Annotated in this window: 25 protein-coding genes; 15 read left to right on the forward strand and 10 right to left on the reverse strand. The window is 60.2% G+C overall.

Annotation, left to right across the window (positions count from 1 at the left end):
* Window positions 1–48: 48 nt before the first annotated feature.
* The 3 genes from F568_RS0103450 to nfo form a co-directional block, all read right to left on the reverse strand.
* Window positions 49–570 carry an invasion associated locus B family protein gene (locus tag F568_RS0103450; protein WP_019017307.1) on the reverse strand — a complete coding sequence of 174 codons (522 nt, stop codon included), beginning with the start codon at window positions 568–570 and terminating at the stop codon, window positions 49–51.
* 94 nt (window positions 571–664) lie between these two features.
* On the reverse strand, window positions 665–958 hold the full coding sequence (locus tag F568_RS0103455) for a hypothetical protein (protein ID WP_019017308.1): 294 nt from the start codon (window positions 956–958) through the stop codon (window positions 665–667).
* A 9-nt stretch (window positions 959–967) separates the two neighbouring features.
* A complete protein-coding gene (nfo, locus tag F568_RS0103460) occupies window positions 968–1,837 on the reverse strand; it encodes a deoxyribonuclease IV (protein ID WP_019017309.1) in 870 nt (289 codons plus the stop codon).
* A gap of 347 nt (window positions 1,838–2,184) precedes the next feature.
* Between nfo and F568_RS0103470 the strand changes: the two genes are divergently transcribed.
* From F568_RS0103470 to F568_RS0103480, 3 genes are all read left to right on the forward strand, one after another.
* Window positions 2,185–2,451 carry a DUF1127 domain-containing protein gene (locus tag F568_RS0103470; RefSeq protein ID WP_019017311.1) on the forward strand — a complete coding sequence of 89 codons (267 nt, stop codon included), beginning with the start codon at window positions 2,185–2,187 and terminating at the stop codon, window positions 2,449–2,451.
* Window positions 2,452–2,580: 129 nt separating this feature from the next.
* The gene (locus tag F568_RS0103475) at window positions 2,581–3,279 is read left to right on the forward strand and encodes an aspartate/glutamate racemase family protein (protein WP_019017312.1); all 699 of its coding nucleotides are present in this window, start codon (window positions 2,581–2,583) and stop codon (window positions 3,277–3,279) included.
* A 132-nt stretch (window positions 3,280–3,411) separates the two neighbouring features.
* Window positions 3,412–3,633, forward strand: coding sequence for a putative motility protein (locus tag F568_RS0103480; protein ID WP_019017313.1), 222 nt, complete (start codon window positions 3,412–3,414; stop codon window positions 3,631–3,633).
* Window positions 3,634–3,701: 68 nt separating this feature from the next.
* Here F568_RS0103480 and F568_RS0103485 read toward each other — a convergent pair whose 3' ends face one another.
* Together F568_RS0103485 and F568_RS0103490 are read right to left on the reverse strand one after the other, a co-directional pair.
* Complete coding sequence (locus F568_RS0103485) at window positions 3,702–4,049, reverse strand: putative quinol monooxygenase (protein WP_019017314.1); 348 nt, start codon at window positions 4,047–4,049, stop codon at window positions 3,702–3,704.
* 75 nt (window positions 4,050–4,124) lie between these two features.
* The gene (locus F568_RS0103490; RefSeq protein WP_019017315.1) at window positions 4,125–4,610 is read right to left on the reverse strand and encodes an Lrp/AsnC family transcriptional regulator; all 486 of its coding nucleotides are present in this window, start codon (window positions 4,608–4,610) and stop codon (window positions 4,125–4,127) included.
* A 252-nt stretch (window positions 4,611–4,862) separates the two neighbouring features.
* Between F568_RS0103490 and F568_RS0103495 the strand changes: the two genes are divergently transcribed.
* Complete coding sequence (locus F568_RS0103495) at window positions 4,863–6,566, forward strand: 2-isopropylmalate synthase (RefSeq protein WP_019017316.1); 1,704 nt, start codon at window positions 4,863–4,865, stop codon at window positions 6,564–6,566.
* Between the two features lie 94 nt (window positions 6,567–6,660).
* On the opposite strand, the gene F568_RS0103500 is transcribed toward F568_RS0103495, so the two are convergent.
* Both F568_RS0103500 and F568_RS22080 read right to left on the reverse strand, forming a co-directional pair.
* Window positions 6,661–7,131, reverse strand: a complete 471-nt coding sequence (locus F568_RS0103500; protein ID WP_019017317.1) for a GFA family protein — start codon at window positions 7,129–7,131, stop codon at window positions 6,661–6,663.
* A gap of 72 nt (window positions 7,132–7,203) precedes the next feature.
* Window positions 7,204–8,028, reverse strand: a complete 825-nt coding sequence (locus F568_RS22080) for a formate/nitrite transporter family protein (protein WP_019017318.1) — start codon at window positions 8,026–8,028, stop codon at window positions 7,204–7,206.
* 119 nt (window positions 8,029–8,147) lie between these two features.
* Between F568_RS22080 and F568_RS0103510 the strand changes: the two genes are divergently transcribed.
* The 8 genes from F568_RS0103510 (at window position 8,148) to F568_RS0103545 (ending at window position 15,422) form a co-directional block, all read left to right on the forward strand.
* Window positions 8,148–8,837, forward strand: coding sequence for an MgtC/SapB family protein (locus F568_RS0103510; RefSeq protein ID WP_019017319.1), 690 nt, complete (start codon window positions 8,148–8,150; stop codon window positions 8,835–8,837).
* A gap of 88 nt (window positions 8,838–8,925) precedes the next feature.
* The gene (gene yegS, locus F568_RS0103515; RefSeq protein ID WP_019017320.1) at window positions 8,926–9,855 is read left to right on the forward strand and encodes a lipid kinase YegS; all 930 of its coding nucleotides are present in this window, start codon (window positions 8,926–8,928) and stop codon (window positions 9,853–9,855) included.
* Between the two features lie 10 nt (window positions 9,856–9,865).
* Complete coding sequence (locus tag F568_RS0103520; RefSeq protein ID WP_019017321.1) at window positions 9,866–10,303, forward strand: nucleoside deaminase; 438 nt, start codon at window positions 9,866–9,868, stop codon at window positions 10,301–10,303.
* Window positions 10,304–10,402: 99 nt separating this feature from the next.
* On the forward strand, window positions 10,403–10,942 hold the full coding sequence (locus tag F568_RS0103525) for a hypothetical protein (protein WP_156817333.1): 540 nt from the start codon (window positions 10,403–10,405) through the stop codon (window positions 10,940–10,942).
* A 65-nt stretch (window positions 10,943–11,007) separates the two neighbouring features.
* Window positions 11,008–11,841, forward strand: a complete 834-nt coding sequence (locus F568_RS0103530; RefSeq protein ID WP_019017323.1) for an MOSC domain-containing protein — start codon at window positions 11,008–11,010, stop codon at window positions 11,839–11,841.
* Window positions 11,842–11,978: 137 nt separating this feature from the next.
* A complete protein-coding gene (locus F568_RS0103535; RefSeq protein ID WP_019017324.1) occupies window positions 11,979–12,530 on the forward strand; it encodes a putative pterin-binding protein in 552 nt (183 codons plus the stop codon).
* Window positions 12,531–12,698: 168 nt separating this feature from the next.
* Window positions 12,699–13,205 (forward strand): putative pterin-binding protein, encoded by a 507-nt coding sequence (locus tag F568_RS0103540; protein WP_026300309.1) that lies wholly within the window; start codon window positions 12,699–12,701, stop codon window positions 13,203–13,205.
* A gap of 33 nt (window positions 13,206–13,238) precedes the next feature.
* On the forward strand, window positions 13,239–15,422 hold the full coding sequence (locus tag F568_RS0103545; protein WP_019017326.1) for an ATP-binding protein: 2,184 nt from the start codon (window positions 13,239–13,241) through the stop codon (window positions 15,420–15,422).
* On the opposite strand, the gene F568_RS22085 is transcribed toward F568_RS0103545, so the two are convergent.
* The 3 genes from F568_RS22085 to cra all read right to left on the reverse strand — a co-directional run bounded on the left by F568_RS22085 (window position 15,423) and on the right by cra (window position 19,237).
* Window positions 15,423–17,429 (reverse strand): alkaline phosphatase D family protein, encoded by a 2,007-nt coding sequence (locus F568_RS22085; RefSeq protein ID WP_019017327.1) that lies wholly within the window; start codon window positions 17,427–17,429, stop codon window positions 15,423–15,425.
* 50 nt (window positions 17,430–17,479) lie between these two features.
* Window positions 17,480–18,148 (reverse strand): phosphoribosyltransferase, encoded by a 669-nt coding sequence (locus F568_RS0103555; protein ID WP_019017328.1) that lies wholly within the window; start codon window positions 18,146–18,148, stop codon window positions 17,480–17,482.
* Between the two features lie 99 nt (window positions 18,149–18,247).
* Window positions 18,248–19,237 (reverse strand): catabolite repressor/activator, encoded by a 990-nt coding sequence (gene cra, locus F568_RS0103560; protein WP_019017329.1) that lies wholly within the window; start codon window positions 19,235–19,237, stop codon window positions 18,248–18,250.
* 200 nt (window positions 19,238–19,437) lie between these two features.
* Here cra and ptsP point away from each other — a divergent pair, with 200 nt between their 5' ends.
* From ptsP to F568_RS0103575, 3 genes are read left to right on the forward strand one after another with little or no spacing between them, the layout of a single operon-like run.
* Window positions 19,438–22,314 carry a phosphoenolpyruvate--protein phosphotransferase gene (ptsP, locus tag F568_RS0103565; protein ID WP_019017330.1) on the forward strand — a complete coding sequence of 959 codons (2,877 nt, stop codon included), beginning with the start codon at window positions 19,438–19,440 and terminating at the stop codon, window positions 22,312–22,314.
* Entirely contained in the window at window positions 22,314–23,282 is a 969-nt protein-coding gene (gene pfkB / locus F568_RS0103570; RefSeq protein ID WP_019017331.1) for a 1-phosphofructokinase, read from the forward strand. Before ptsP ends, pfkB begins: the two co-directional genes overlap by 1 nt.
* On the forward strand, window positions 23,279–25,036 hold the full coding sequence (locus F568_RS0103575; RefSeq protein WP_019017332.1) for a PTS fructose-like transporter subunit IIB: 1,758 nt from the start codon (window positions 23,279–23,281) through the stop codon (window positions 25,034–25,036). Before pfkB ends, F568_RS0103575 begins: the two co-directional genes overlap by 4 nt.
* Window positions 25,037–25,084: the final 48 nt, after the last annotated feature.

Genomic DNA, 25,084 nt, shown 5'->3' on the forward strand with positions numbered 1-25,084 from the left:
GCAAAACGGGCCGCTCATGAGCGGCCCGTTTTGCGTCGCATGAACCACTTAACGCTGGATACGCTCGCTGGCGTTGGTGAAACCTATCAACGAGATATCAAGATTCATGCGATTGCCGCGTGGACCGATCAGGCTGAGGGTAGCTGAGCTGCCACTACGCAGTTGTTGCATCAGCTCGGGGCGAAGGGGCAAGTCCGCTCGGCAGCCCTGCTCCATGCACACCTGGAAGGGGAAGGTGATCGGCTCGCCATTATCGACGCTGAGCTGCAACCCAGGCGCCAGGCGTGTGCCCAATGGCAGGAAGAACGCCATGGCTGCCGTGTCGATCTCGGGCGGATAGGCCATGACTACCCGCATCAGCGGCTGGCTACCATCGGGGTTGTTGACCAACTGCGTCATGGTACATGCCCCTTGGGCCGCCGTATCCTGGGGGCAGCGTACTTCCCAATCCTGAAACTGTTCGGTGGTCATGTTGGGGGCGGTCGGCTGCTGTGCCAATGCGGCAGGTGCCATTGTCAATGCGGCGAGGCAGGCCAGGGCCCGGAGTGGCAGTTTGAAGCGCTTCAACATGATGTTCATCTCCTGTCGTCTTATGGTCGAATGTTCATGTGCATGTAATCAGCCAGATAAGGCCATGACAATGTGTAACGTCAGATTCGTGGCTTCAGGCGATCAACCAGCTAAGCACCAGCAGGCCGAGCAGCATCCACAGGGCCCCGGCCAGAAATGAGCGCTGCAGCAGGGCGCGTATCCCCTTGTAGAGTAGTCCCAAGCCAATGATCAGGACGACCAGGCCGAACAACGAAGCATTCATGCCCAGGGAGCCGGTCAGGCCCTCGATAAAGTCATGAACGGCAATGCCGATGCCGGCAAAGAAGCCAGACAGGGCGTCGACGATGAGGCGAATCGCATCGCCGAGGCTTTCGCCGAGCCAGTTGAAGAAACCGTTGGCAACCATGAACGAACCTTAGTGGCTGGGAGCGAGGTCAACCGGTTGCCGCTGCTGTGCACGCAACCAATTGATTTCTTCCGACCATCGAGACGGCTCGATGGTTTCAAGGATAAGTGGAATTCCATCGAGGCGTGGATCGCGCATAAGCGTGGCAAATGCGGCCAGGCCGATATTGCCTTCGCCAAGACAATGGTGACGGTCGACCCGACTGCCAAAGGCGCTCTTGGCATCGTTCAGGTGCATGCCGCGTAAGTACTCGAAGCCAACTACCGCGCCGAACTCATCGAGTGTGGCCAGTGTCGCCTCGTGCGTACGCAGGTCGTAGCCCGCCGCAAAGGCATGGCAAGTATCGATACAGACGCCAACACGCGTCTTGTCGTCGACCTGATCGATGATCTCGGCGAGATGTTCGAAACGATAGCCGAGGTTGGTGCCTTGCCCAGCGGTATTCTCGATCACGGCGGTGACATGCCTTGTCTGTGACAGCGCCTCATTGATCGATTCGGCAATGCGCTTGAGACATTCGCGCTCGGAAATCTTGCGCAAGTGGCTACCGGGATGAAAGTTCAGCAAAGTGAGGCCGAGCTGTTCACAGCGCTGGAACTCGTCGAGAAACGCTTCCCGGCTCTTGTTCAGCGCTAAAGTATCGGGGTGGCCCAGGTTGATCAGGTAGCTGTCATGCGGAAGGATCTGCCCGGGACCGAATCCGTAGCGTTGGCAGGCCGTCTTGAACGAGGCGATAGCCTCGTCGCTTAGCGGCTTGGCACGCCACTGACGCTGATTCTTGGTAAATAGTGCAAAGGCGTTGGCCCCGATCTCGTGGGCCCTGATGACCGCCTGGGCAGCACCGCCGGCTGCGCTGACATGGGCGCCAAGGTATTTCATGCCAAGTGTCCATCGCAAGTGAAGGGTTGCTATGGTAGTGCGTTGGCGTTCCGATCGCGACCGCCAGCGATTTGACGCGCTGCACAATGGCATCTTTAATGAAAGTGTCGGCTGAATTAGCTGGCATTGAACGACATAGGAAGACTTTCCATGACCCAACTGATGTGGGCGCCGGCAGTGTTCGATTCCGTACGCATGAATAATCATGCGCTGCGATTCTTCGCCTGTCCGCGCGTCGCCTGACATCAGTTCCTTCGGCCGCGGATCTTACCGCGGCCCGAGTCTCCCCAGCATGACCCAGCTCTTGCTCCGCTAAGGTCCCGGCCTCCTGCTAAGGAGACGGAGACATGAATATCGCAGGCTGGTTCGCACGCATACGCAAGGCAGTGACCATCGCCCATCGTCATCGGAGCAACTATCGGACGTTGGCCCATCTCGACGATCATTTGCTCAGGGATATCGGCCTTTACGTGGATCAGGGCATCGTGCGTCCGCTGCACCCGAAAACCACGGAGACCAACGTCCCGATGGTGGCCCCCCGGAACGAAGACGCCCTGGAGAAGGTGGAGACACCTTTGAAAGTGTGTCCCGCATGTGGAGCCACCTTGGCTTAGCCAGGCCGCGGCCGCAGGATGCGGTCGTGGCCAATCAGAAAAACGGGTAGGGCAGGGAAGGCCCTGCCCGTTTTCGTAAATGCGAAAATGCACGAAGATGACCTAAGCGCATACAGGGAGGCAGGCAGCATGAAGACCATCGGAATCTTGGGTGGAATGAGCTGGGAGTCGACGCAAAGCTACTACCGGGGCCTGAACGAAGGCGTCCGAGATAGGCTCGGTGGCTATCATTCCGCCTCGATCTGCCTGATAAGTGTCGATTTTGCCGAGGTCGAAGCGCTTCAGCGTGCTGGTGACTGGGATGCGGCCGGCCGCTATCTGGCCAGTTCGGCACGCCAGGCCCAAGCGGCTGGGGCAGATTTCCTGCTGATAGCTACAAACACCATGCATCGCGTGGCAGACGCGATCGAAGCGACGATCGATATCCCTCTGCTGCACATTGCTGATGCGACAGGCTTGGCTCTGCAGCGCGATGGCCTACGTCGCATTGGTCTGTTGGGGACTCGGTTTACCATGGAGCAAGCGTTTTATCGCGATCGCATTCAGTCCAGATTCGGTATCGAGGTCATCACGCCCCAACGGGAAGACCGTGACTTCATCCATGAGGTGATCTTCAACGAGCTTGTGCATGGCAAGGTCGTCGGCGCCTCTAGGGACCGCTTCCTCTCGATTATCAACGATCTCGCTCAGCGCGGGGCCGAAGGCGTGATTCTGGGCTGTACTGAGATCGGCATGCTGGTTCAGCCGCCCGATACAACCGTGGGGCTTTATGACACCACGACGCTGCATGTTGCGGCGGCGCTGGACATGGCCCTGAATGAAAAATAATGATCCCAGTATAAGTGCAGGGAACGTGATCCCCAGAATCACTTATTGCCTGATTTTGTTTCGCCACGGTACGCGTTGATGCCCCCAACTCGTCATGCAGAAAGGGGGATGGTAGGTTCAGGCTTCACTAACATGAGCGAGGTTTGCCACGTGGATACGTCAGTCAATGCAACCGTAGGCATGGCTTTGGCCCTGCAGCAATTCAATGCCGGCCAGCAGTCTCAGATGGACCTGCTCAAGGAGTCCCTGGACACTCAGGCTAATCAGGTTTCTGAAATCATGGAATCGGCCGCGCCGAAGGACTCGCTGGCATCGACCGGCACTGTCGGAACACGCATCAATACCTTCGCGTGATCTCCCGCCTCAAGCAATGAGAACGCCGTGGCTATAAGCTACGGCGTTTTTTATGGCCTTGGCTTGTGTCAGATCTGCGGCGCGTCGAAGTCGATCGGCTCGTCGGTATAAACGCACACGTTGGCGTCCTCAATGTCACCGTCCTCAGCTTCCAGATGCTTGGCAAAAAAGCTGCGAATTTCCGCGCGTTGGCAATGTGCCTCGAAGGCCTCCCGGTTGGCCCATATCTCGTGGAACACGATCGGGTAGCTGCTCCCTTGGGCAAAAGGGTTGTCGATGTGTCGAGTCACGGTGTAATGCAGGCAGGCGTCTTCACGATGGGCGTTAGGCTCAAGAGCCTGCAACGCCTTGAAAACGGCTTCTTCCTTGCCAGGCTTGGGTTTGAAGCTGGCGATGCAATAAACCTTGGATGTCATAGGGGTTCCAAATCGCGGTAAATGTGAAACGTAACGATAGCACTGGTTACGTTGTGAATGGACGCTGGGGCCTCGTTATTCAACCGGCACCGCCGGGTTATCGATCACGCGGCGCAGCACGAAACTCGAATGGGCCCCGCTGACGCCCTCGATACGTGTGATGCGGTTGAGCAGCAGATCCTGATAGTCGTCCATATCCTTGACCACAACCTTGAGCTGGTAATCGGCTTCCTGCCCAGTGATCAACAAGCACTCCAGGACCTGTGGCAGTGCCGCGACTTTCTTCTCGAAATTTGCGAAGCGCTCCGGGGTGTGTCGGTCCATGGAGATATGCAGCAATGCCATCAGACTGTAACCCAGGCGCTTGCTGTCAACGATGGCGCGATAGCCCGTGATCAGTCCGCTCTGTTCCAAAGCTCGTACGCGCCTGAGGCAAGGCGAGGGAGACAGCCCGATGCGTTCGGCCAGTTCCTGATTGCTGAGTCGCCCATCGTGCTGAAGGATATCGAGGATGCGGCGATCATAACGGTCAAGCGCAGGGGAAATGTGCTGGAAAGTCATATTGGGCAATCTTTGGTGTCATTATTGGGATTTTTTAGCATATGCTGCCGAATTATGCGCGGCTGCAGCCCAACTTCGCAATCACTGACCCTGGCGCCAGGTTTAAGCTAGTAATCATCGCCACCAGCGATCGACATGCTGTCCGGGGCCGTCTCCACAAGAGGTGGGCCTGGCGTCGCTCACAAGGCGGCAATGGCAACTTCGACAACCAGGGCGCATCCACGGCGCCGGACATCGCAAGGACCGTCAACCATGGCTTCACTCTCCCGCGCCTTCGATCATCGTAAGTACGTGCCGGCCGAGCCGGTACCGCTGACCCATCGCCAGTGGCCTTCCCGGACCCTGAGCCGGGCTCCGATCTGGGCTAGCGTGGACCTGCGCGACGGCAACCAGGCGCTACTCGAGCCGATGACTGTCGAGCAGAAGAAGCGTCTCTGGGCGCTGCTGGTCAAGGTCGGGCTCAAGGAGATTGAAGTCGGCTTTCCTGCGGCCAGTCAGCACGATTACGATTTCGTGCGCTGGCTGATCGAGGACAATCAGATACCCGAGGATGTCCATATCCAGGTGCTCGTGCAGGCCCGTGAACACCTCATCGAAAGAACCTTCGCGGCACTGGAGGGCGTGGAGCGCGCCATCGTGCACGTATACAACTCCACGTCCAAGGTTCAACGCGAGCGGGTATTCGAGCAGGATCGCGAGGGAATTATCACCATTGCCGAGCAGGGCGCTCGCTGGGTACAGGAGTATGCGGCGCGCTATCCCGACACGCAGTGGACCTTTCAGTATTCCCCCGAGAGTTTCACGAGTACCGAAGTGGATTTCTCGGTAGCGATCTGCGAGGCGGTCATGTCGATCTGGCAGCCTACGCCGGAAAAGCCCTGTATCCTCAACCTGCCGGCCACTGTCGAGGTCGGGCCGGTCAACCATTTCGCCGACCAGATAGAATATTTCATTACCCATCTGAGCAATCGCGATAGCGCGATCATTTCGCTGCACACCCATAACGACCGTGGGGGCGCAGCAGCTGCCGCCGAACTGGGCCTGCTGGCCGGGGCCGATCGTGTCGAGGGTACGCTGCTGGGCAACGGTGAGCGCACCGGCAACATGGATATCGTCACCCTGGCGATGAACCTCTACAGTCAGGGCATCGACCCCCAGCTCGACCTGTCGAACCCCGACGAAATCATTCAGGTATGCACCGAGTGCACTGGGCTACCGGTACATCCACGCCACCCCTGGATTGGCGAGCTGGTTTATACCGCCTTCTCTGGGAGCCATCAGGACGCCATTCGCAAGTGCCTGCATAAGCAGCAGGCCGACGAAGCCTGGCAGGTGGCGTATCTGCCCATTGATCCTCAGGATCTTGGCCGTGATTTCCAGGCGGTGATTCGCGTCAACAGCCAGTCGGGTAAGGGGGGCATGGCATTCCTGCTCGAGCGCGATTTCGGTATCAGTTTGCCGCGCTGGATGACCCTGGAGTTGGCGCCGCATGTCCAGCAGGCCAGCGAGCAGGTAACGGGCGAGCTTTCCAGCCAGACGATTCGCGACATCTTGCTCGATACCTTCATGTGCGCTGCGCCGGTGACTCTCAAAGGCTATCGGCTGGATCGGGATGACGCAGAGTGCCTGTCTGTCACCTTGCGCCATGACCAGGCAAGCATGACCTTGAGTGGCCAGGGGAATGGTGCGATCTCAGCGTTCATGGATGCCTGGCAGCGGCATACCGGACAACGCGTCAATGTCGTCGACTATGGCGAACACGCCTTGGGCGAGGGAAGCGATGCGGTGGCCATTGCCTTCGTGCAGCTCAACGTGGACGGTACGCGTATAAGTGGCATGGCCGAGGATGGGGATACTGTCAGTGCCTCGCTCAAGGCGGTGCTTTCTGCGCTAAACCGCGCTGGAGCGGCGCAGGCCCTGAACGAGATAGCGACAGGTGAGGCGGTACAGGCCTGAACCACTTCCGGGCCACACTTGCCGTCACGGACAAACATCGGCCGCCCATGGGCGGCCGATATCGTTCAGGTGCCCTCAATCACTGCCACCGGCATCATGGGGTGGCGACGCGCTCGTGCCACTGTGCCAGTGATTCGTCGGGGTACTCCTGAAAGCAGCGGTCCTGATCGTCGGGGCGAAACAACACCCAATCGGGCCTGGAGCCCAGCATCATGTGGGTATGCTCTGGCGGGAGCGGCAGCGGAGTGTCGATGGCGCCGGCATGGGGATGTACGAGTTCCGGCCGCTCAGGAGACCATAGCCAAAGCGCGGTGCCGCACTCGCGACAGAAACGGCGCTCGGCGCTGCTGGTCGAGCCGTCCTCCATGCGGGCTCGGTAGATGCTGATGTGTTCCTCGCCATGGACCTCCATGGTCTCGGTACGTGCGCCGAGATTGATGGCGAATCCACCGGTGCCGGCGGTCTTGCGGCAGATACTGCAGTAACAAAGATTGAAAGGGTAGGGCGCATCGGCTTCCACGCTGAAACGCACTGCGCCACAGTGGCAGCTACCGTCGAGTTGCATCCTGTCCTCCTTGCTCCTTGTGTCGACCAATTCTGAAGGTGGTCGACTCCCGCCTGGGCGGTATTTCGCGAATTAACGGGGCGGTTTGTCACTACGAATCTGGGCATGACTGATCAGGGCGAAGATGAACGTTCCGCCAATGACGTTGCCGGCCAGCACCGGGAACATGAAATGGAAAAGATATTCCGACCATGAGGCTTGGCCATCGAAGACCAGAAACAGGATCTCGGTTGAGCCGACAATGATATGCGTGAACTCACCCAAGGCGACCAGATAGGTCATGATGATGATTACCCAGATCTTGGCCTGGTCAGCGGCGGGCATCAGCCAGACCATTGTGGCGATAATCCAGCCGGCCACGATGCCCTTGGCGAACATCTCCCCCTTGGTGTTGATCAGCACATCCTCGCCCAGGCTGACAAAGGCCTCATGCGTTTTGGGGTCCAGGATCGGTAGGGCCTGAATGGCATAGGCAAACACGGCCACGCCGACAAGGTTTCCTATCAAAACAACGACCCAGAGACGCAGCATCTTGGCCAGGTTGGTGAAGTTGGGGGAGGTCATGATCGGCAGGACAGCCGTCAGCGTGTTTTCGGTAAACAGCTGCTGCTTGGCAAGACCAATGACTAGAAAACCGACGGTATAGCCAAAACATTCCACGAGAAACGCCACCTCGGTATCAGGCAGGTGGGCGCGCAGTAGCCCCATGGTGACCATCGAGAAGCTGATCGATAATCCTGCGGCGACAGCAGACCAGAACAGTGCTGATGCCGTTCGAGAGAGTTCCTTCTCGCCGCCTTCGCGTATGGCCTTGTGCACACCCGCGGCTTCGGCGGGCGATTCTTTGACTCGTTTGGCGTCCTGTCCAAGGGTCTGTGAATCATCTTGGGGCGTCATGGCACAACCTCATCCTTGAGAGTGGTTCGGTTGAATGTGGCTAAGTTCAGCCACTCGCGCAAGATGTCAGCCGTTTCCGATTATGATTAAGTAAGACATGCTCAAGCTAAGGAGGGCTTATGTCTGAAGGAATGGTCTCGATACTCATCAACTTGGGGACCGCCTGGCTGGCGGGCAGCCTGATCGGCCTGGAGCGCAGCTACCATGGTCGTCCGGCCGGGTTTCGTACCCATGCGCTGGTCTGTGTCGCTTCGGCACTGCTGATGCTGGTTTCTACGCACCAGGCAGAATGGGTGGGGGGGATGCTCCCCGACTCCGCCATTCAGACCGACCCGACCCGCATGGCGCAAGGGATCATGACCGGTATCGGCTTTCTGGGAGCCGGTGTTATCTTCAAGGAGGGCTTGACGGTGCATGGGTTGACCACCGCCGCCTCGATTTGGATCACATCGGCACTGGGCATCCTGTTTGGTATTGGGTTTCTCTACCCGGCTGTCATCGTGACGGTGGTCACCTTGATAACGCTATCCTTATTCCGATGGGTCGAAGGTCACCTGCCCAACGAGTTCTATGCCGACCATGTCATCAGCTATCCCATCGAATCCGTAGATGATGAGAGCGAAGTCAGGGAGATGATCGCCAGGCATGGCTGTGTCATCAAGACGATGAGTTACCGCTTGGCTGAACGCGGCAAAATATACCGTTATCATATGGTTTTACAAACTCATGATAAGGATAACCTGGTGAAGTTGGCGGCGAGTTTGCGTGAATCCAGGACCATTCTGGAATTTAGGCTGGCTGTGGCCTGAGTTAGCCCAATAGAGTCTATCTTGCGATTTCCCGGGTGACAGGCGATGGTATAGCCAGACCAAGGCAGGCTGGACAAGGAAACGATGCATGGCCGACGCGATGGCAAGGAGTGCTCGCCTGATTCTCAATGGCAAGGTCGCCCAAGAGCCCGAAGTGCGTGAGGCGGTCTCCGCCATGCGCGAAGCAGGATGCGACCTGCAGGTGCGTATCACCTGGGAAACCGGTGACGCCTTGCGTTTCGTCGAGGAGGCTGCGCAAGAGGGAGTATTACGCCTCATTGCGGGTGGTGGCGATGGTAGTGTCAACGAAATCGTTAACGGGTTGATGCACCTGGACGAAGCGCACCGGCCTGCGCTGGGCATTCTTCCACTGGGGAGTGCCAACGACTTTGCCCATGGGGTTTGCTTGCCCATGGATCCGCACCAGGCCCTGCACACGGCGCTGACTGTCTCTTCCCGGGCTGTGGATGTGGCGCATCTGGGCGCCGATTACTTCATCAATATGGCCTCGGGTGGCTTCGGTGCCGAAATTACTACGTCGACGCCGGTGTCTCTCAAGCGTTTGCTTGGCGGTGGCGCCTATTCATTGATGGGTATGCTCAAGCTCTGGCACTACCAGCCCTATAGTGGCCATCTGAGCTGGCCGGAAGGGGAGTTCGAGGGTCCCTTGTTCCTGCTTGCAATCGGCAACGGTGTTCAAGCGGGCGGAGGCCAAAAGCTTGCACCCGATGCCAAGCTCGATGATGGCTTGCTGAATGTGCTACTCGTGCGTCATTTTTCGTCGCTTTCCGAAATGCGCCAGCTTCTTGCGGAGCTGGAAAGGATTCCGGAAGATGGCGAGTTCGTGCGCACGGTGCATACCTCGCGGCTCTCCTTTCAGGGTGATAGCGCCTTCCCGCTCAATCTGGATGGCGAGCCCAGGCAGCTGAAGACGTTCGAGGTCAAGCTGGAACCGCGTGCCCTCAAGCTGCTGGTACAGTCCGACTGCCCGTTACTTTCATCATCATCCCGACACTGAGGAGACGTCCTTGGACGAATTCATGAAGGCCGCAATCGCCGAGGCCCGACAAGGACTCGAAGAAGGCGGAGTTCCTATCGGCTCGGTCCTGGTACATCAAGGCCGCATCATTGGCCGAGGCCATAACCAGCGGCAGCAGCGTGGCAGCGTCGTGTTGCACGGGGAAATGGATGCCTTGGAAAACGCCGGACGCCAGCCTGCATCCGTCTATCGTGACTCGGTGCTTTATACGACGTTATCTCCGTGTCCCATGTGTAGCGGGGCAATCCTTCTGTACGGAATACCGCGTGTCGTTATCGGTGAAAACCGTACCTTCATGGGGGCTGAAGACAATCTGCGTCAGCACGGCATCACCCTTGAGGTGCTGGATAGCATCGAATGCCGTGAACTGATGAACACCTTCATCGCCCGTCATCCCGATGTCTGGAATGAAGATATCGGCGAGTAATCAGACCTTGCGGCGACTTCGTTTCCTTGCGCCTGCAAATGCGGTTTGCTGGAATGTCGCCACCATGCAAGGCAGATCCTTCAATGAGGAGTGATAATGATGGCCAGAGCGCCTTGGATACCGACGGTAGCCGCCCTGACATTGACTTTAGGTCTGGCGGCTTGCGACGGAGGCGAGGAAGCCCAGCCTGAGCAGAGCCCCGGCGAGACCAATCCGCCTACAAGCGAGGCGTCAAATGGTGGGGAGCGCGAAGCGCGCAGTACCCCAGCTCAGACTGACACTGAGGAAGGCCAGCCTGGCACTGCGTCTGCCGATGGTGCGGCTCAGGGCGAAGGCTCGACGCAAGAGAATGACGAAGTGACGTCCTCCGCGTCTGCGGATGTTGGCCCCGGTCAGGCGGAGGAAGGTACCGGGCAGACAACCGATAATGGGAGCGTGCCCGATGAAGGTGAGCGCCTGGCCGATGAATCCTGGGAGAACACGGAAGACGATGTCAGCGAGGCGCTGAAAGAGACCGAGAGGCGCTTCAGAGAGGCAGAAAAGGAACTGGAAGAGCAGTTCAAGGCTGCTGAAGAGCAGGATGTGCAGCGTGGCCAGGAGATCCAGATCCAGCCCGAAGAAGCGCCTTCTTCACAATAGCTGCCCAGTGCCTCGCTACCTTGTAAGGCGCGGTTCCGCCGCGCTACCCAGCCAGGAAAATCAGTATGCCTTCTATGCCCGCCCTATCGGGACTCTATCGCTATCCCATCAAATCCACTGCCGGTCAGGCGCTCGACAGCATGACGGTCAAGGAGGAAGGGCTCGAGGGGGATCGCCGGTATATGCTCGCCAAGCCAGATGGCACATTCCTGACGGCGCGCACCCACCCTCGGTTGCAGCGAGTGGTAGCTACGCCGGTATCGGGCGGGCTTGATGTTAGCCATCCGGAGTTGGGCGAGACCCGCGTTCGTGAAGCGGAGTTCGAAGGAAGACCTTTCGCCACTCAGGTATGGGATGATCCTTTCGATGCCTTGACCACTACCGCTGCACTGGATGACTGGTTCAGTCGAGCAGCAGGGGAGGCGGTAAGGTTGCTATGGATAGGAAGACGCTCGCCGCGTTATCGGACAACGATCGAGCGTCGTGTGGGCTTTGCCGATGGTTACCCATTGATGCTGATCTCTCAAGCCTCGCTGGACGACCTCAATCAGAGAATGGGAATCCCGCAGCGAATGGCGCAGTTTCGTCCCAATCTCGTGGTTGCCGGTACTCAGCCTTATGCCGAGGACAGCTGGAAACGCATTCGCATCGGTGAGGTAGAGTTTCTCGTTGACGCGCCATGTTCGCGTTGCGCCATGGTCACTGTCGATCCGTCAACCGGGCAGTTCCAGGCACGCGGTGAGCCGCTACGTACCTTGGCCAATTATCGGCGCGGCCCAGGAGGCAAGGTCTACTTCGGGCAGAACCTGATCGCCCTCAACGAAGGGTTAATCACTCTAGGCAACGAGGTAGACGTGTTGGAATTCGCTTCCTCCGCGATGACTTGTCCAGGCGCCTAGCCATGCGAGGCAGGCTTCATCGAAATATCCTGTATTTTTACATAGCCTCATGCGCTCAGCATGGTTAGGCTCGTCTGTCGACACTAAAGTCTTGAAGACTATAGTGGTAGGCATGTCCGGATCGACCGAGTGTATGAATGCTTTCGTTGCGCGGGTTATTGACTTCGTTATTGCTGCAGGTATTCATCGGCACAGCGTGGGCGGACGCCGAGCTTCCACAGCCTCAAGGGCCTGTCCTTCTCAAGGTATCGGGAAGCATTTCACAGACCAATCATGGCGATGAGGCACATTTCGACTACGCCATGCTCATGGCAATGGGCATGCACGAGATCGTTACGCACACGCCTTGGACGGAAGGCCTGGTTCGCTTCGAAGGGCCTTCGGGGAGAAACCTGCTCGAGGCGGTTGATGCGCATGGCAGTCAGCTCATGGTGCAAGCACTCGATGGGTATGTCGCGGAGGTGCCGGTCAGTGATTTTTACCAGCATGACGTCATCCTGGCGCTTAAGAAAAACGGTGAACGGCTTCGTGTCCGCGACCGGGGGCCCATCATTGTCGTCTATCCCTTCGACCAGAAGCCCGAGCTGCTTACTGAGCAGATCCGCTTTCGTTCCGTCTGGCAGGTAGCCTCCATTCATGTTTGGGGGATGGTGGTGTCCGTGCCGACAAAGAATGAAAAGCAGCATTGATTGAACGTTTTTATATCGTAGAAGCTGATTCACTGAACTTTTATATAAGCTGGGGTACCCTTGCGCCTGCCGGCAGAGGGCAGACTGCACAGGGAAGACCAAGATGAGTTCAAGGAGCCGGCAAGTATTGCGCTTGTCCGCCTGGCCCATCACCTAGAGACGCTCGACATGCTCACTTCCCGTATAGCGCTGTTAGTTCTGGCCTGGGTTCTGCCGTTACGTTTATTGTGGGCCGACACCTTGCCCATGCCCGAAGGGCAGGCCGTTCTCAAGGTGACCGGGAAAATTACCCAGACCAATGTTGGCGATGAAGCGCACTTCGATTACGCCATGCTCGAGGCGCTGGGTATGCACGTAATCGAGACTCACACTCCCTGGACGGAAGGCATGTCACGTTTTGCCGGCCCGTTGGGGCGGGATTTGCTTGACGCCGTTGGAGCACAGGGTGACCTTCTCAAGGTCAAGGCGCTCAACGAATTCGTGGCCGATGTGCCAATCGCGGACCTTCGGAGCCATGATGTCATCCTGGCGGTCGAAAGGGATGGGGAACGTATGCCTGTTCGCGATTTCGGCCCGATATTCGTACTGTACCCTTTTGACGAGAACCCCGATCTGCTCAATGAAACGTACCGGTTCCGTTCTGTCTGGCAGGTGAGCAGCATCCGCGTGGAATAGCGGGCCAGCAAGCAGCCTTGATAGAGACCTGATGTGCATTATCCGCTCCGCTTGAAATTAGGTGCCATTGCCGCCGTGCTCTTTTTCACGGCGGCAATCGGTGTCGTCAGTCTGATTGCCTGGCGCCAGAACAGTCTTACCCAGAGTGTCGGTGGCGATGCTGCCTGGGCGGCTTACAAGCTGGACCGTGAAGCCGTCGAGCTGCGTAGCCGGTTGCTGCAAAGCGAACCAGGTTCGGAGGATGACCTGGCCGATATCCAGCTGGGGTTCGAGCTGCTATACAGTCGCACCAACCTGCTGCGGACGGGGCAGGTCGCAGAACTGTTCCGCACCATCGATAGTGTCAACGAGGTACTGCCGCGCATCTTCGGTCAGGTCGAGTCTATCGACAGGACAATTACTAGCGTGGGCGCCTTGGACCCGGCGGACATTGACCTTCTTCAGTCCAGCCTGGCCACGCTTGGTGACAGCTCCCAGCGCCTGGTCATTGCCATCAACGAGTATCTGGCCGAATCCAAGACTCATGAGCGGAAAACCCTGCTCAAGCTTTATGGGTTATTGCTGGCGCTGATCATCTTCAAGAGCCTCACGGCACTGGTCATCATCCGTTTCCTGTTTCAGGAGGCACGCGACAACGAGGCCTCGCGGCAAGCCATGGAAACGTTGAGCCGCGAACTGGAGATCACTGCCCGCAAGGCCGAATCGGCCAGCCGGGCCAAGTCGGATTTTCTGGCCACGGTCAGCCACGAGGTACGCACCCCATTGAATGGCGTGATCGGCATGAGTGCACTGCTCCTGGATCGCCAAGGCGACCCGCAGTCACGGCGTTATGCGCGTACCATTCATGAAAGCGCGGAAATTCTGCTCAGTCTGATAAACGATATTCTGGATTTCTCGAAGATCGAGGCCGGACGCCTGGAACTCGAGCATACGGTCTTTCATCTGCGCGATACCACCGATGGTGTGCTGGCGCTGTTCGCGCCACGTCTCGAAGGCGGAATGCTGCGTCTGGCTCATGATATAGATCCACAATTGCCGCCCTGCCTGATCGGGGATTCAAGCCGGATACGTCAGGTGCTGCTCAACCTGCTGTCGAATGCCTTCAAGTTCACGATGGAAGGCCAGGTGGAACTCAACGTCTGGCGGGCGTCGAGCGGTGGCGTACATTTCGAAGTCAGCGATACCGGATGCGGTATCCCGCTTGAGCAGCGCGAAGGGTTATTCGAGCCGTTTCGCCAAGGCGATGCCTCGACCGCGCGACGTTTTGGTGGCTCGGGGCTGGGGCTGGCCATTTGCAAACGCCTGGTCGAAGCGATGGGGGGCAAGATCGGCTTCGATAGCCGCGAAGGCGAGGGCAGCCGGTTCTGGTTCGAGTTGCCACTCAAAGAGGCCCCGCCTGAGTCCGTGCCGCAACAATCGAGGGCTTTTTTTACGCTGGATAGCCAAGGCGGCATGCAAAAGTGCGAGCGTTTGTTGGTTGCCGAAGACAACCCGGTCAACCAGCAGGTGGCCGTTGCCATGCTGGAACGCTTCGGTCATCGGGTCGATCTCGCTGCCAATGGCGCCGAGGCAGTCGACATGGCTCGGAAGCAGGATTACGCCATAATTTTCATGGATATGCAGATGCCGGGAATGGATGGCTTCGAGGCAACGCGCCAGATCCGCGCGACCGATGAGCGTCTGGCACAAGTCCCTATCATCGCCATGACTGCCAGTGCCCTTGGTGGCGAGCAGGCCAAGGCGCAGGCTGCCGGCATGAATGACTATCTGACCAAGCCGATCATGCCCGATAGTTTGGGGATGGTATTGGCCCGCCACCTGGGCCAGCCAGTGCCGGACGATGCTCCGCCGCGTCGAGCGAACGATACCGGCACGATCGATTATGCGCTGCTGCGCGAGCTCGAGTATTCCCTGGGCCTGGCCATGTTGCGTGACTTACTGACCCTATACCGCGACCAGACGCCCGGACGCTTTGCCGCCCTTGATACAGCCTTGGCCAAGGATGATGACAAGGAGCTGGTGCACCAAGCTCATCTTATCAAGGGGGAGTCGAGTGGCCTTGGGCTCAAGGCGGTGGCTGACTTGGCCGAAGAGCTCGAGTTGCGTGGCCAACGATTGTCGCGAACCGAGCGAGAGCGGCATGTGGCGACCCTCAAGGACTATATCGAGCGCAGTCTGACGGAACTGGAAGCCGGTACCTCGGTGTTGCCCCAATGACTATCCTCGGGGCGTGTCAGAACCGACTTTGATTTTCTTCGATGTACTCATCATGAGCCGAGAGTCAGGATCGGGAAGAAAGCGTATTGTCTGCCCGTCGGTATCCAGCTGCTGGATATCTATGGGGCATCCCGTACGATCAAACGTGACATGACCAATGCCGGCTCCGTTCCATAAGCGTTCGCCCGCCTTGGCGTGATCCGGCACTCTGGGTTGAACATGCATGCGCCGCCGCTTGGTGAACCAGTTCAAGGGGGACCAAGGCGCGTAAAGCCAGCGGTTGAGCCTGTCGAACCAGTCCAGCAGCGTGTCGGGAAATTCGTTTTTCACACCGCTACTGGTGATCTGCCAGATGTTCGGACCATGTTCACGATGGCGTATGCGTATATCGTAGACGAACGAATAATGCACGTCCCCCGAGAGGATGACATAACTCTGTGGTGTCCGCGTGTGCCGAAAGATGTTCAGCATGACGCTAGCGGCGCCGCGATGCGCCATCCAGTTCTCGGCATCCACCAGCAGCGGCTTGCCCGCCCAACTGAAGATACGCTGGACACCTTCGATCAGTTTGACCCCGAACATTGGCGCAGGTGAGACGATGATCACCGAGCGCTCGCCGAGCAGGTCCTGTTGCAGCTCGCTGAGCGCCTCCCAGTCCATGAGACCTGAGGGACGATGTCGGTGGCGTTCGCTGCGCCAGCGCCGGGTGCGGGTATCCAGTACGATTAGCCGAGGCGAGGTGGGCAGAACGTATCCCCAGCCCTCGAAACGCAGCAATTCTCCGATGACCTGATCCTGACGCAGGGTTGGCAGGTAGCCGTCGATTCGTTCATCCAGCAACTGACGCAACCGAGATAGGGGCGCAGCCAGCGTGTCGGGAGCGTTACCCCAGCCCTGAAACAGCAGATAGGCGAGTAAGGCATTGCCGATAATGCGACGCGAGAACGGATGGCCGTAGGCGCTTTCCTCCCAGGCGGCAGTCAAGTTCCAATCGTCGGTGACGTCATGGTCGTCGAATATCATCAACGTCGGAACCTGGGCCAGCAGGCGGGCCGCGGCGGGCAGCTCGGCCACGAAGTCATCGATAATGTCGCGCTCGGCGGCGAAGCGTACGGCACATGTCTCGTCCAGCGGCGGGGCCTGGCAATTGATCAGCCGCCACGGCTGCGGCGACCAGACCAGCAGGTACATGGCAACGACTTCGGCAAAGGTGATCAGGTGATTGGCGGCATTGGCCGATGTGAAGATGGGTTTCTCGACCCCGCCAAAAAAACGCTCTCGCAGCGCTTCGTTGGACTCGAATGCCGGAAGCAACTGCTCACGCCGATAATAGGTCGACTCGGCAGCGTAGAGTGCCTCGCTGTCCTCCACTACGGCGCCTTCCAGGCGTTCTCCAACCAGACCGAGGCGCCGGATCAACTCGTGAATGGCTGACAGCATGGGGCCGGCAACGTCGTCGGCGTAGATTTGATCTCCGGTCAATAGCAGCAGAGCGGGGCGTTCGGCGGCGTCGAGGCGCCGCTCTTCCAGCCAGGCATCGGCGCGTGCCAGGCCATCCTTTGAAACATGATGCGGTTTGCGACAGGAGCCATGCAGCAGGCTATCTAGTCTCGACTTGATCACAAAAGAAGGGTGTGTCTCGCCGGGATACAGAAGGTGCGGGGCCCAGGAAGCGATGCCCGTCTCTCTGCCTTGCTCACTGCGAATGAACAGGTCGTAACCGATCAGGACATCGCTTGCTAAAGGGGAGGTCAGCTCAATGTCGATGAGATAGACGTAGGCATGAGCACCCAGAGGAACGCACTCGCAGTGAGCATCGAGGGCGAAATGACGGGCAGACTCGCTATCGGGATACAGCGCCATGCTCAACGACAGCTGACGGCTGGTGGCCAGCCAAAGCGCCATGCGGCCGGGTTCGATACGGCGCAATATGGGGCCGGCAAGTACGTCTGGCAGAGTATTAAGTGTCGCCATATTGTTGCCGGCGCTGAGCGGGGCGGTTTGCATAGGGTACGCAGCATAACCCGCCCCGCGAGAGTTGACCAAGAATCTGGCGGCTATGCGTCTGTATCGCGGGTACGCAGCGTGGGATCGCTCAGGCAGCTACTGACCTCGTCATCACTGGTCTGGCCAAATTCCACGTACCACTGACCGACGGCACGAAAGGGCTCCGGCGTCGCGACACACACGATCTCGTCGACATCGTTGGCTAAGCCTTCCAACGTCTCGCTGGGAGCAACAGGAACAGCCAGGGTGCAATGCTTGGCGCCCAATTGGTTAACGGCCTGAATGGCGGCGCGCATACTCGCCCCCGTGGCAATGCCGTCATCGACCAGAATGACTTCCTTGCCCTGCAAGTCTGGATAAGGGCGCTCGCCACGGTAGGCCAACTCGCGACGTGCCAGCTCACGATTCTCCTTGTCGATAACGGCCTGCAGGCTGTCTTCGTCAAGGCGCAGGCGCTGCAGCAGCGACTCATCCAGCACCGTGACACCGCCACTGGCAATGGCGCCCATCGCAAACTCTTCATGGCCTGGCATGCCCAGCTTGCGCACCACCATGACGTCAAGCGGGGCGTCCAAGGCGCGGGCAACTTCCGCCGCCACCGGAACACCGCCTCGGGGTAGGGCCAGCACCAGTACGTTGTCCTGACCGGCGCGCGCTTTCAGCCGGTCGGCGAGCGCCTGGCCGGCCGCGCGACGATTGGTGAAAGGAACTTCCGACATCGTGACCTCCTTGTGGGCTCGGCAACGCTCCCACATGTTCGTATGTCATGTCCTAGTGCACAGCGTGGTCAGGGGCAGGGCTTTTTTCCAACCGGGCGTTCACGATGCCGCGCGCCGATAACGCAGGGATCGCTCGACGATGTCGCTGCCGGGGCAATACTCACCCTGGGCTGCGGCCAGCGCCCGTGCCAGCGTAAGGTCGGCGATACGGGCATGATCCTGCGGCAGCGAGTTGACCGGCAGGGGCAGGAAGTCGAGCAGGCGATCGTCACCGAAGGTCGCCAGGCGCAGAGGTTCAGGCAGACCGCCGTTTTCCAGCAGCACATCAAATGCGCCGTCGAGCAGGGTGTAGGAGGCTGTGACCAAGGCATCGGGCAGGCCATGCACATCGAGTAACTGACGCATCAGTGCCGCACCTTCGCTGCGATCATAGCGCTTGGCGGTCTGGATCAGCGGTGTGGCTTTCGTATCTGCCAGGGCCTGGCGAAATCCCTGGCGTCGTTCGCGGGTAATCGAAAGCTCATCGACGGCATCGAACCAGGCGATACGCCGAACTTCCGGTGTCAGCACGGATCGGGTCAGCGCTTCGGCGGCGGCGGCGTTCTGGCTGATGATGCAGACGAAACGTGTCGGGTCCAGTTTGCGGTCGATGGCGATGATCGGCAGCCCACCATTCATGATATCAACATAGAAGGGATCGTTCGGGGCCAGGCTGCTGGCGACGATCAACGCCTGGCATCGTTGGGCGCGTAGCGCCCTGGCCAGCTCGCGTTCGGTATCGGGATCGTCGTCCGAGCCGGCAATGAGCAGCTGATAGCCTTTTTCCCGGGCGCCGCGCTCCAGGCGCTTGGCCAGGCGGGCATAGCTGGCATTTTCCAGATCGGGGATGATCAGGCCCAGGGTGCGGCTCTGGCCACGTCGCAGTGCGGCGGCCTGGGCATCGACCCGGTAGTGGTGGCGCTCGACGACTGCCATGACGCGCTCCACCGTTTCGCGGCTAATGCGGCGTTCCGCGGCCTTGCCATTGATCACATAGCTGGCAGTGGTGCGCGAGACCCCGGCGAGGTGGGCGATTTCGGCAAGCGTCATGGCGTTTCCTTGTATTACGGTGAGGCAGGTCTGGTTAAGTCATTCAATTCTACGGTAGCGCTGGGGAACGGTATCCCCTGCTAAGGTCGATGCTACTAGTGCTTGATTAATTGGCTGTCTCGTTTCAGCATTGCAATTAATTAAAGGTGACACGATTCAGCGTTCCGTTTCAATCGCTGGGAAGGCTGAAAGGAGGCTCCATGCTCACGCTTCATCAGGACGACGTCCTGCTCGATTGCCACGCATCCGACTGGCGAGACGCCCTGGACCAGGCCGCCGCGTCGCTGGCCGAGGCCGGCCGAGCCACGCCGGATTATCGCCAGGGACTGCATGACCGCGAGGCGCAGTCCTCGACTTACCTGGGCAACGCCATTGCCATTCCGCATGGCACGCCGGCCAGCCGTGACCAAGTGCTTAGCACCGGAGTGAGGGTGCTTCAGTTTCCCCAAGGGGTGGAATGGCACGACGGCAACCGTGTCCACGTGCTGGTCACTATTGCCGCCCAGAGTGACGAGCACCTGGATATTCTGCGTGCCTTGACCCATGTCCTCGATCGAGAGGGTGTGCCGGAGCGTCTTGCCAAGGCCGGAACCCGCGCCGATGTCATCGCCGAGCTTTCCAAGGCCCCCGTGGTGGCCCGGGTCGATATAGACACCCTGTGTCTTAACTTCCCGGCCAAGGATCGCTTCGAATTGGCCCTGGCCGGCGCCGCACGGCTACGCCAGGCCGGTTGCGTCAACGCCGAGTTCGTTACCGCCATCGTCGAGCAGGAGCCGGTCGCACTGGGGCAGGGTCTATGGCTGGCCAGCAGCGCCCAGGGAGTGGCTACTCCGGCATTGTCACTGGCCACGCCCGAAGCAGCTTTCATCGGCCCGAAGGGGGCCGTTAACGGTGTTTTCTGCCTGGCCGCGCAGGGCGAAGCCCATCTCGGCTTGCTCGAGCGTATTGCCGAGCTACTCGACAGTGGCGATGGCGAAGCGCTGACTGATGCCGATGCCGCCACCGTGCTGGCACGCCTGGCTGGCGAGAGTGCCAGTGCCGAGACCGTACGTGTCCGTGTGCTCAATGCCCACGGTCTGCATGCGCGTCCAGCCAAACAACTGGTCCAGGTGGCACGCAATCAGGGCATGCCGATCAAGGTACGACTGCTCGAGGGAGGCGCCGAGACAGTGTCCGCCGCGAGCCTGACCAAGGTCATCGGCCTTGGCGCACGGCGCGGGCAGACGCTGGTGTTCTCTGCCGAGGGCGACGGTGCCGTCGAGGCGCTGCAGGCAATGGTCGAGGCGGTACGTGGTGGGTTGGGGGAGAAGGTCACGCCGCTGGACGAGCGCAGCGAGATCGAGGAATACCGCCCGGCCCCGGTCGAACTTGAGCCACTCGACGCCGATACCCCACATCCCGCTGTGCCGGCGGCGCCGGGGTTGGCCATCGGCACGGTCTTTGTCATGCGCACGCCGCGTTTCGAGTATCCTGAGCGTGCTCGCGATCTCGACGGGACGCGCGGCGGCGATGCCTCGGCGCAGAAGGCGCGGCTGGGGCACGCCTTGCAGGCTGCAGCCGAGCAGCTTGAGGCACTGATCCGGCGTGCGCAGGGCGGCGAGGTGGCGGAAATCCTCTCCATGCATGAAGAGATGCTGGAAGACCCCGAGCTTCGCGAGTCTGCCCATGAAGGTATCGACGAAGGGTTGTCCGCCGAGGCGGCCTGGTGGCGTAGCGTGGACACTGCCGCCCGTGCCCAGGAGATGCTTGCCGATCGGCTGCTGGCCGAGCGCGCCGCCGATTTACGTGATGTGGGACGGCGCGTACTGGGCATCCTGTGTGGCGTGGAGTTGCCGACACCGCCTGACACGCCCTATATCCTGGTCATGGACGATATCGGCCCGTCCGACGTGGCGCGTTTGGACACCGCCAAGGTTCGTGGCCTGCTCACTGCGCGTGGCGGGGCAACCTCGCATAGCGCAATCCTGGCACGAGCGCTGGGCATCCCCGCAGTGGTTGGCGCCGGCGAACGCATCATGACGCTGACCGACGGCACCGAGTTGATCCTCGATGGCGAGCGCGGTCGGGTGATTCCTGCACCAACGCGTGAGCGCTTGGATCGTGCTGAGCTGCGTCTCAAAGAGCACGAGGCGCGCCAGAAGGCGGCCTATGCCGCCCGCTTCGATGAGGGGCGCACGCGCGATGGGCACCGCGTCGAGGTTGCCGCTAACCTGGGCAACACCGCCCATGCCGCCGATGCCGTCGAGTACGGGGCCGAGGGCGTCGGCCTGCTGCGTACGGAGTTCGTGTTCATGGCGCATGCCGATGCACCGAACTTGGACACCCAGATCGCCGAATATCGCGAAGCCATCGACGCGCTCGGTGGTCGGCCGCTGGTTGCGCGGACGCTGGACGTTGGCGGCGACAAGCCGCTCCCGTACTGGCCACTGCCCCAGGAGGATAATCCTTTCCTCGGCCTGCGCGGCATTCGCCTGGCGCTGACCCGACCCGATATTCTCGAGACCCAGCTGCGCGCATTGCTGATCGCTGCCGGTGACAAGCCGCTGCGCATCATGCTGCCGATGGTCAAGGACATCGGCGAGTTCCGTGCAGCCAAGGCTATCCTCGACCGTCTGCAGCGTGAGATCCAGGCGCCGGACGTGCAACTCGGCGTAATGATCGAAATCCCGTCCTGCGCGCTGCTGGCGCCGAGCCTCGCCGAGGAGGTCGACTTCTTCTCCATCGGCACCAACGACCTGACCCAGTACACCCTGGCCATCGACCGTGGCCATCCCGAGCTTTCCGCGCAATCCGACGGCCTGCATCCGGCGGTGCTGCGATTGATCCAGATGACCGTCATTGCCGCCCACGCCAAGGGCAAGTGGGTCGGCGTGTGCGGTGAGCTGGCCAGCGACGCTCAGGCGGTTCCGGTATTGGTCGGGCTGGGGGTCGATGAATTGTCTGTCTCGCTGCGCCAGGTGCCTATGGTCAAGGCACGTCTGCGCGAGTTCGACTTGTCCGAGGCGCGTCGTCAGGCCGAGCTGGCACTGGGACAGGCCACTGCAGAAGCCGTGCGTGAAGCTCTGGAGGCGCTGTAATGGCCCGTATCCTGACGATCAGCCTCAATCCGGCGTTGGATTTGGCAGTCCGCCTGCCGCAGCTGGCCTTGGGCCACGTCAATCGTACCGAGTCGACGCGCCTGGATGCGGCGGGCAAGGGCGTCAACGTGGCCCGCGTTCTGGTGGCGCTGGGTCACGACGTGGTGGTTTCCGGTTTTCTCGGTGCGGCCAACGACGCTCCTTTCGTACGGGCCTTCGCCGATCTAGGCGTAACCGACAGCTTCCTGCGTGTACCCGGCGAGACCCGCATCAACGCCAAGGTAGCCGAGCATGACGGTCGGATTACCGATATCAACGGCCCGGGGCTGCAGGTAGGGGTAGAGGAGGTAGGGCAATTGCTCGATATCCTTGAGTCCCGCGCCAGCGACCTAAACCATCGCCTGGATGCCGTGGTCATCGCTGGCAGTCTGCCACCTGGTGTCACCGCCAATGACCTGGCCATGTTGATCGAATGTCTACAGCGGCATGGCCTGCCGGTATGGGTCGACACCAGTGGTCCGGCACTGCAGCGGGCCATCGAGACCCGGCCTACAGCTGTCAAACCCAACGAGCAGGAGCTCGCCCAGTGGGCGGGCGAGTCTCTGGACAGCGAGTCGGCCCGACTGCGTGCTGCCCGTCGCCTGCATGCCGAAGGCGTCGACGAGGCACTGATTTCCGCGGGCGGTGAGGGTGTGCTGTGGGTCAGCCGGCGCGGGGCCTGGCTGGCCACGCCTCCAATAATGACGGTGGTGAGTACCGTCGGTGCGGGGGATACGCTGGTTGCCGGCATGCTGCATGGCGTACTGGAAGGTCTCGCGCCCGAGCGCGCCTTGCAACTGGCTACGGCGCTATCCGCCGAATCCGTGCGTCATGTCGGCGTGGGGGACCCAGCCGCGGCCGACTTCGATGATCTCCAACAACAGACGCATGTGCGTCGACTCGACGATACCGCAGGGGAGCGCCCATGAATGTGATCCTGATTACCGCCTGCCCGAGTGGCATGGCCACGACCTTTCTTGCCGCCCGCCGTCTCGAGCAGGCCGCTCGCCGCCGTGGCTGGCAGCCGAGCGTGGAAATGCATGGTGAGCTCGAGCCGCCCAAACCGGTCAGCCAGGCCGACATCGATACGGCCGAGCTGATCGTCGTCGCCGCCGATCACGTGCCCGATCCGCAGCGCTTTGCCGGCAAGCGTCTGTTCCAGGCTTCTATCGCCCAGGCATTGCCGGATCCGGCCGGTTTCCTAGACCGGGCCAACCGGGAGGCACGCGAGTACACCCCGCCGGCTGAGGCGCCCATTGCATCGGCCGAGGCTGCCGCGAACGCTGGTCAGAAGAGAATCGTTGCCGTCACGGCGTGCCCCACCGGGGTAGCGCATACCTTCATGGCAGCCGAGGCATTGGCCGAGGCCGGGCGTTCGCTGGGCCACCAGATCCGCGTCGAGACCCAGGGCTCCGTGGGGGCTCAGAACGAGCTCAGCGACGAGGAGATCCGTGACGCCGACGTGGTCATCCTGGCCTGCGATATCGAGGTCGACCCGACGCGTTTTGCGGGCAAGCGCATCTGGCGCACGTCCACCGGTAGCGCACTGAAGAAGCCCAAGCCGACCATCGAGGCGGCACTGGCCGAGGCCGAGGTTGAAAACCAGGGCGCGGCGTCCGGCGGGGGCGAGCGCAAGAAGAGCGTAAAGGAAAAAGGGGTTTACAAGCATCTGCTCACCGGCGTTTCGTTCATGCTGCCGATGGTGGTTGCAGGTGGCCTGCTGATCGCGCTGTCGTTCGTGTTCGGTATCGAAGCGTTCAAGGAAGAGGGCTCATTGGCCGCTGCATTGATGCAGATCGGCGGAGGCAGTGCCTTCAAGCTGATGATTCCGGTACTCGCCGGCTACATCGCCTATTCCATCGCTGACCGGCCGGGTATTGCGCCGGGCATGATCGGTGGCTGGCTCGCCGCGGACATCGGCTCGGGCTTCATCGGCGGTATCCTCGCCGGCTTCCTCGCCGGTTATACCGCCATGGTCGTAATCAAGTATTTCAAGCTGCCGGCAAGTGTCGAGTCGCTCAAGCCGATCCTGATCATTCCGCTGATCGCTAGCCTGGTGACAGGCCTGGTGATGATCTACATCGTCGGCGAGCCGGTGGCCGGCATTCTCGCGGCATTGACGACGTTTCTCGAGAACATGGGCTCGACCAACGCCGTGCTGCTCGGCATGCTGCTTGGCGCGATGATGTGTTTCGACCTCGGCGGGCCTGTCAACAAGGCCGCCTATACTTTCGGGGTCGGCCTGCTGGCTTCCGAAACCTACGCGCCCATGGCGGCGATCATGGCCGCTGGCATGGTACCGGCGCTGGGTATGGGAATAGCCAGTTTCGTGGCGCGCAAGAAGTTCTCCGAGCCGGAGCGTGAAGCGGGCAAGGCCTCGTTCGTATTGGGCCTGTGCTTCATCAGTGAAGGTGCTATCCCGTTTGCGGCGAAGGATCCGCTGCGCGTGATTCCCGCCAGCATGATCGGCGGGGCGGTGACCGGAGCACTATCCATGCTGTTTGGCGCTAAGCTGATGGCGCCGCATGGCGGCATCTTCGTACTGTTGATTCCCAACGCCATTACGCCGGTCATGCTCTACCTGCTGGCCATCGTCGCGGGATCGTTGATTACCGGACTGGGCTATGCCGCAATCAAGCGTCATGGCGAGGAAGTGGCCGTGGGAGCTACCAGTCAGGCCTGAACGGCGTGTCATGAGTCTTCAACGCCACCGGTATCCCGGTGGCGTTTT

The organism is Modicisalibacter luteus DSM 23508, assembly GCF_000378505.1.
Lineage (GTDB): Bacteria > Pseudomonadota > Gammaproteobacteria > Pseudomonadales > Halomonadaceae > Modicisalibacter > Modicisalibacter luteus.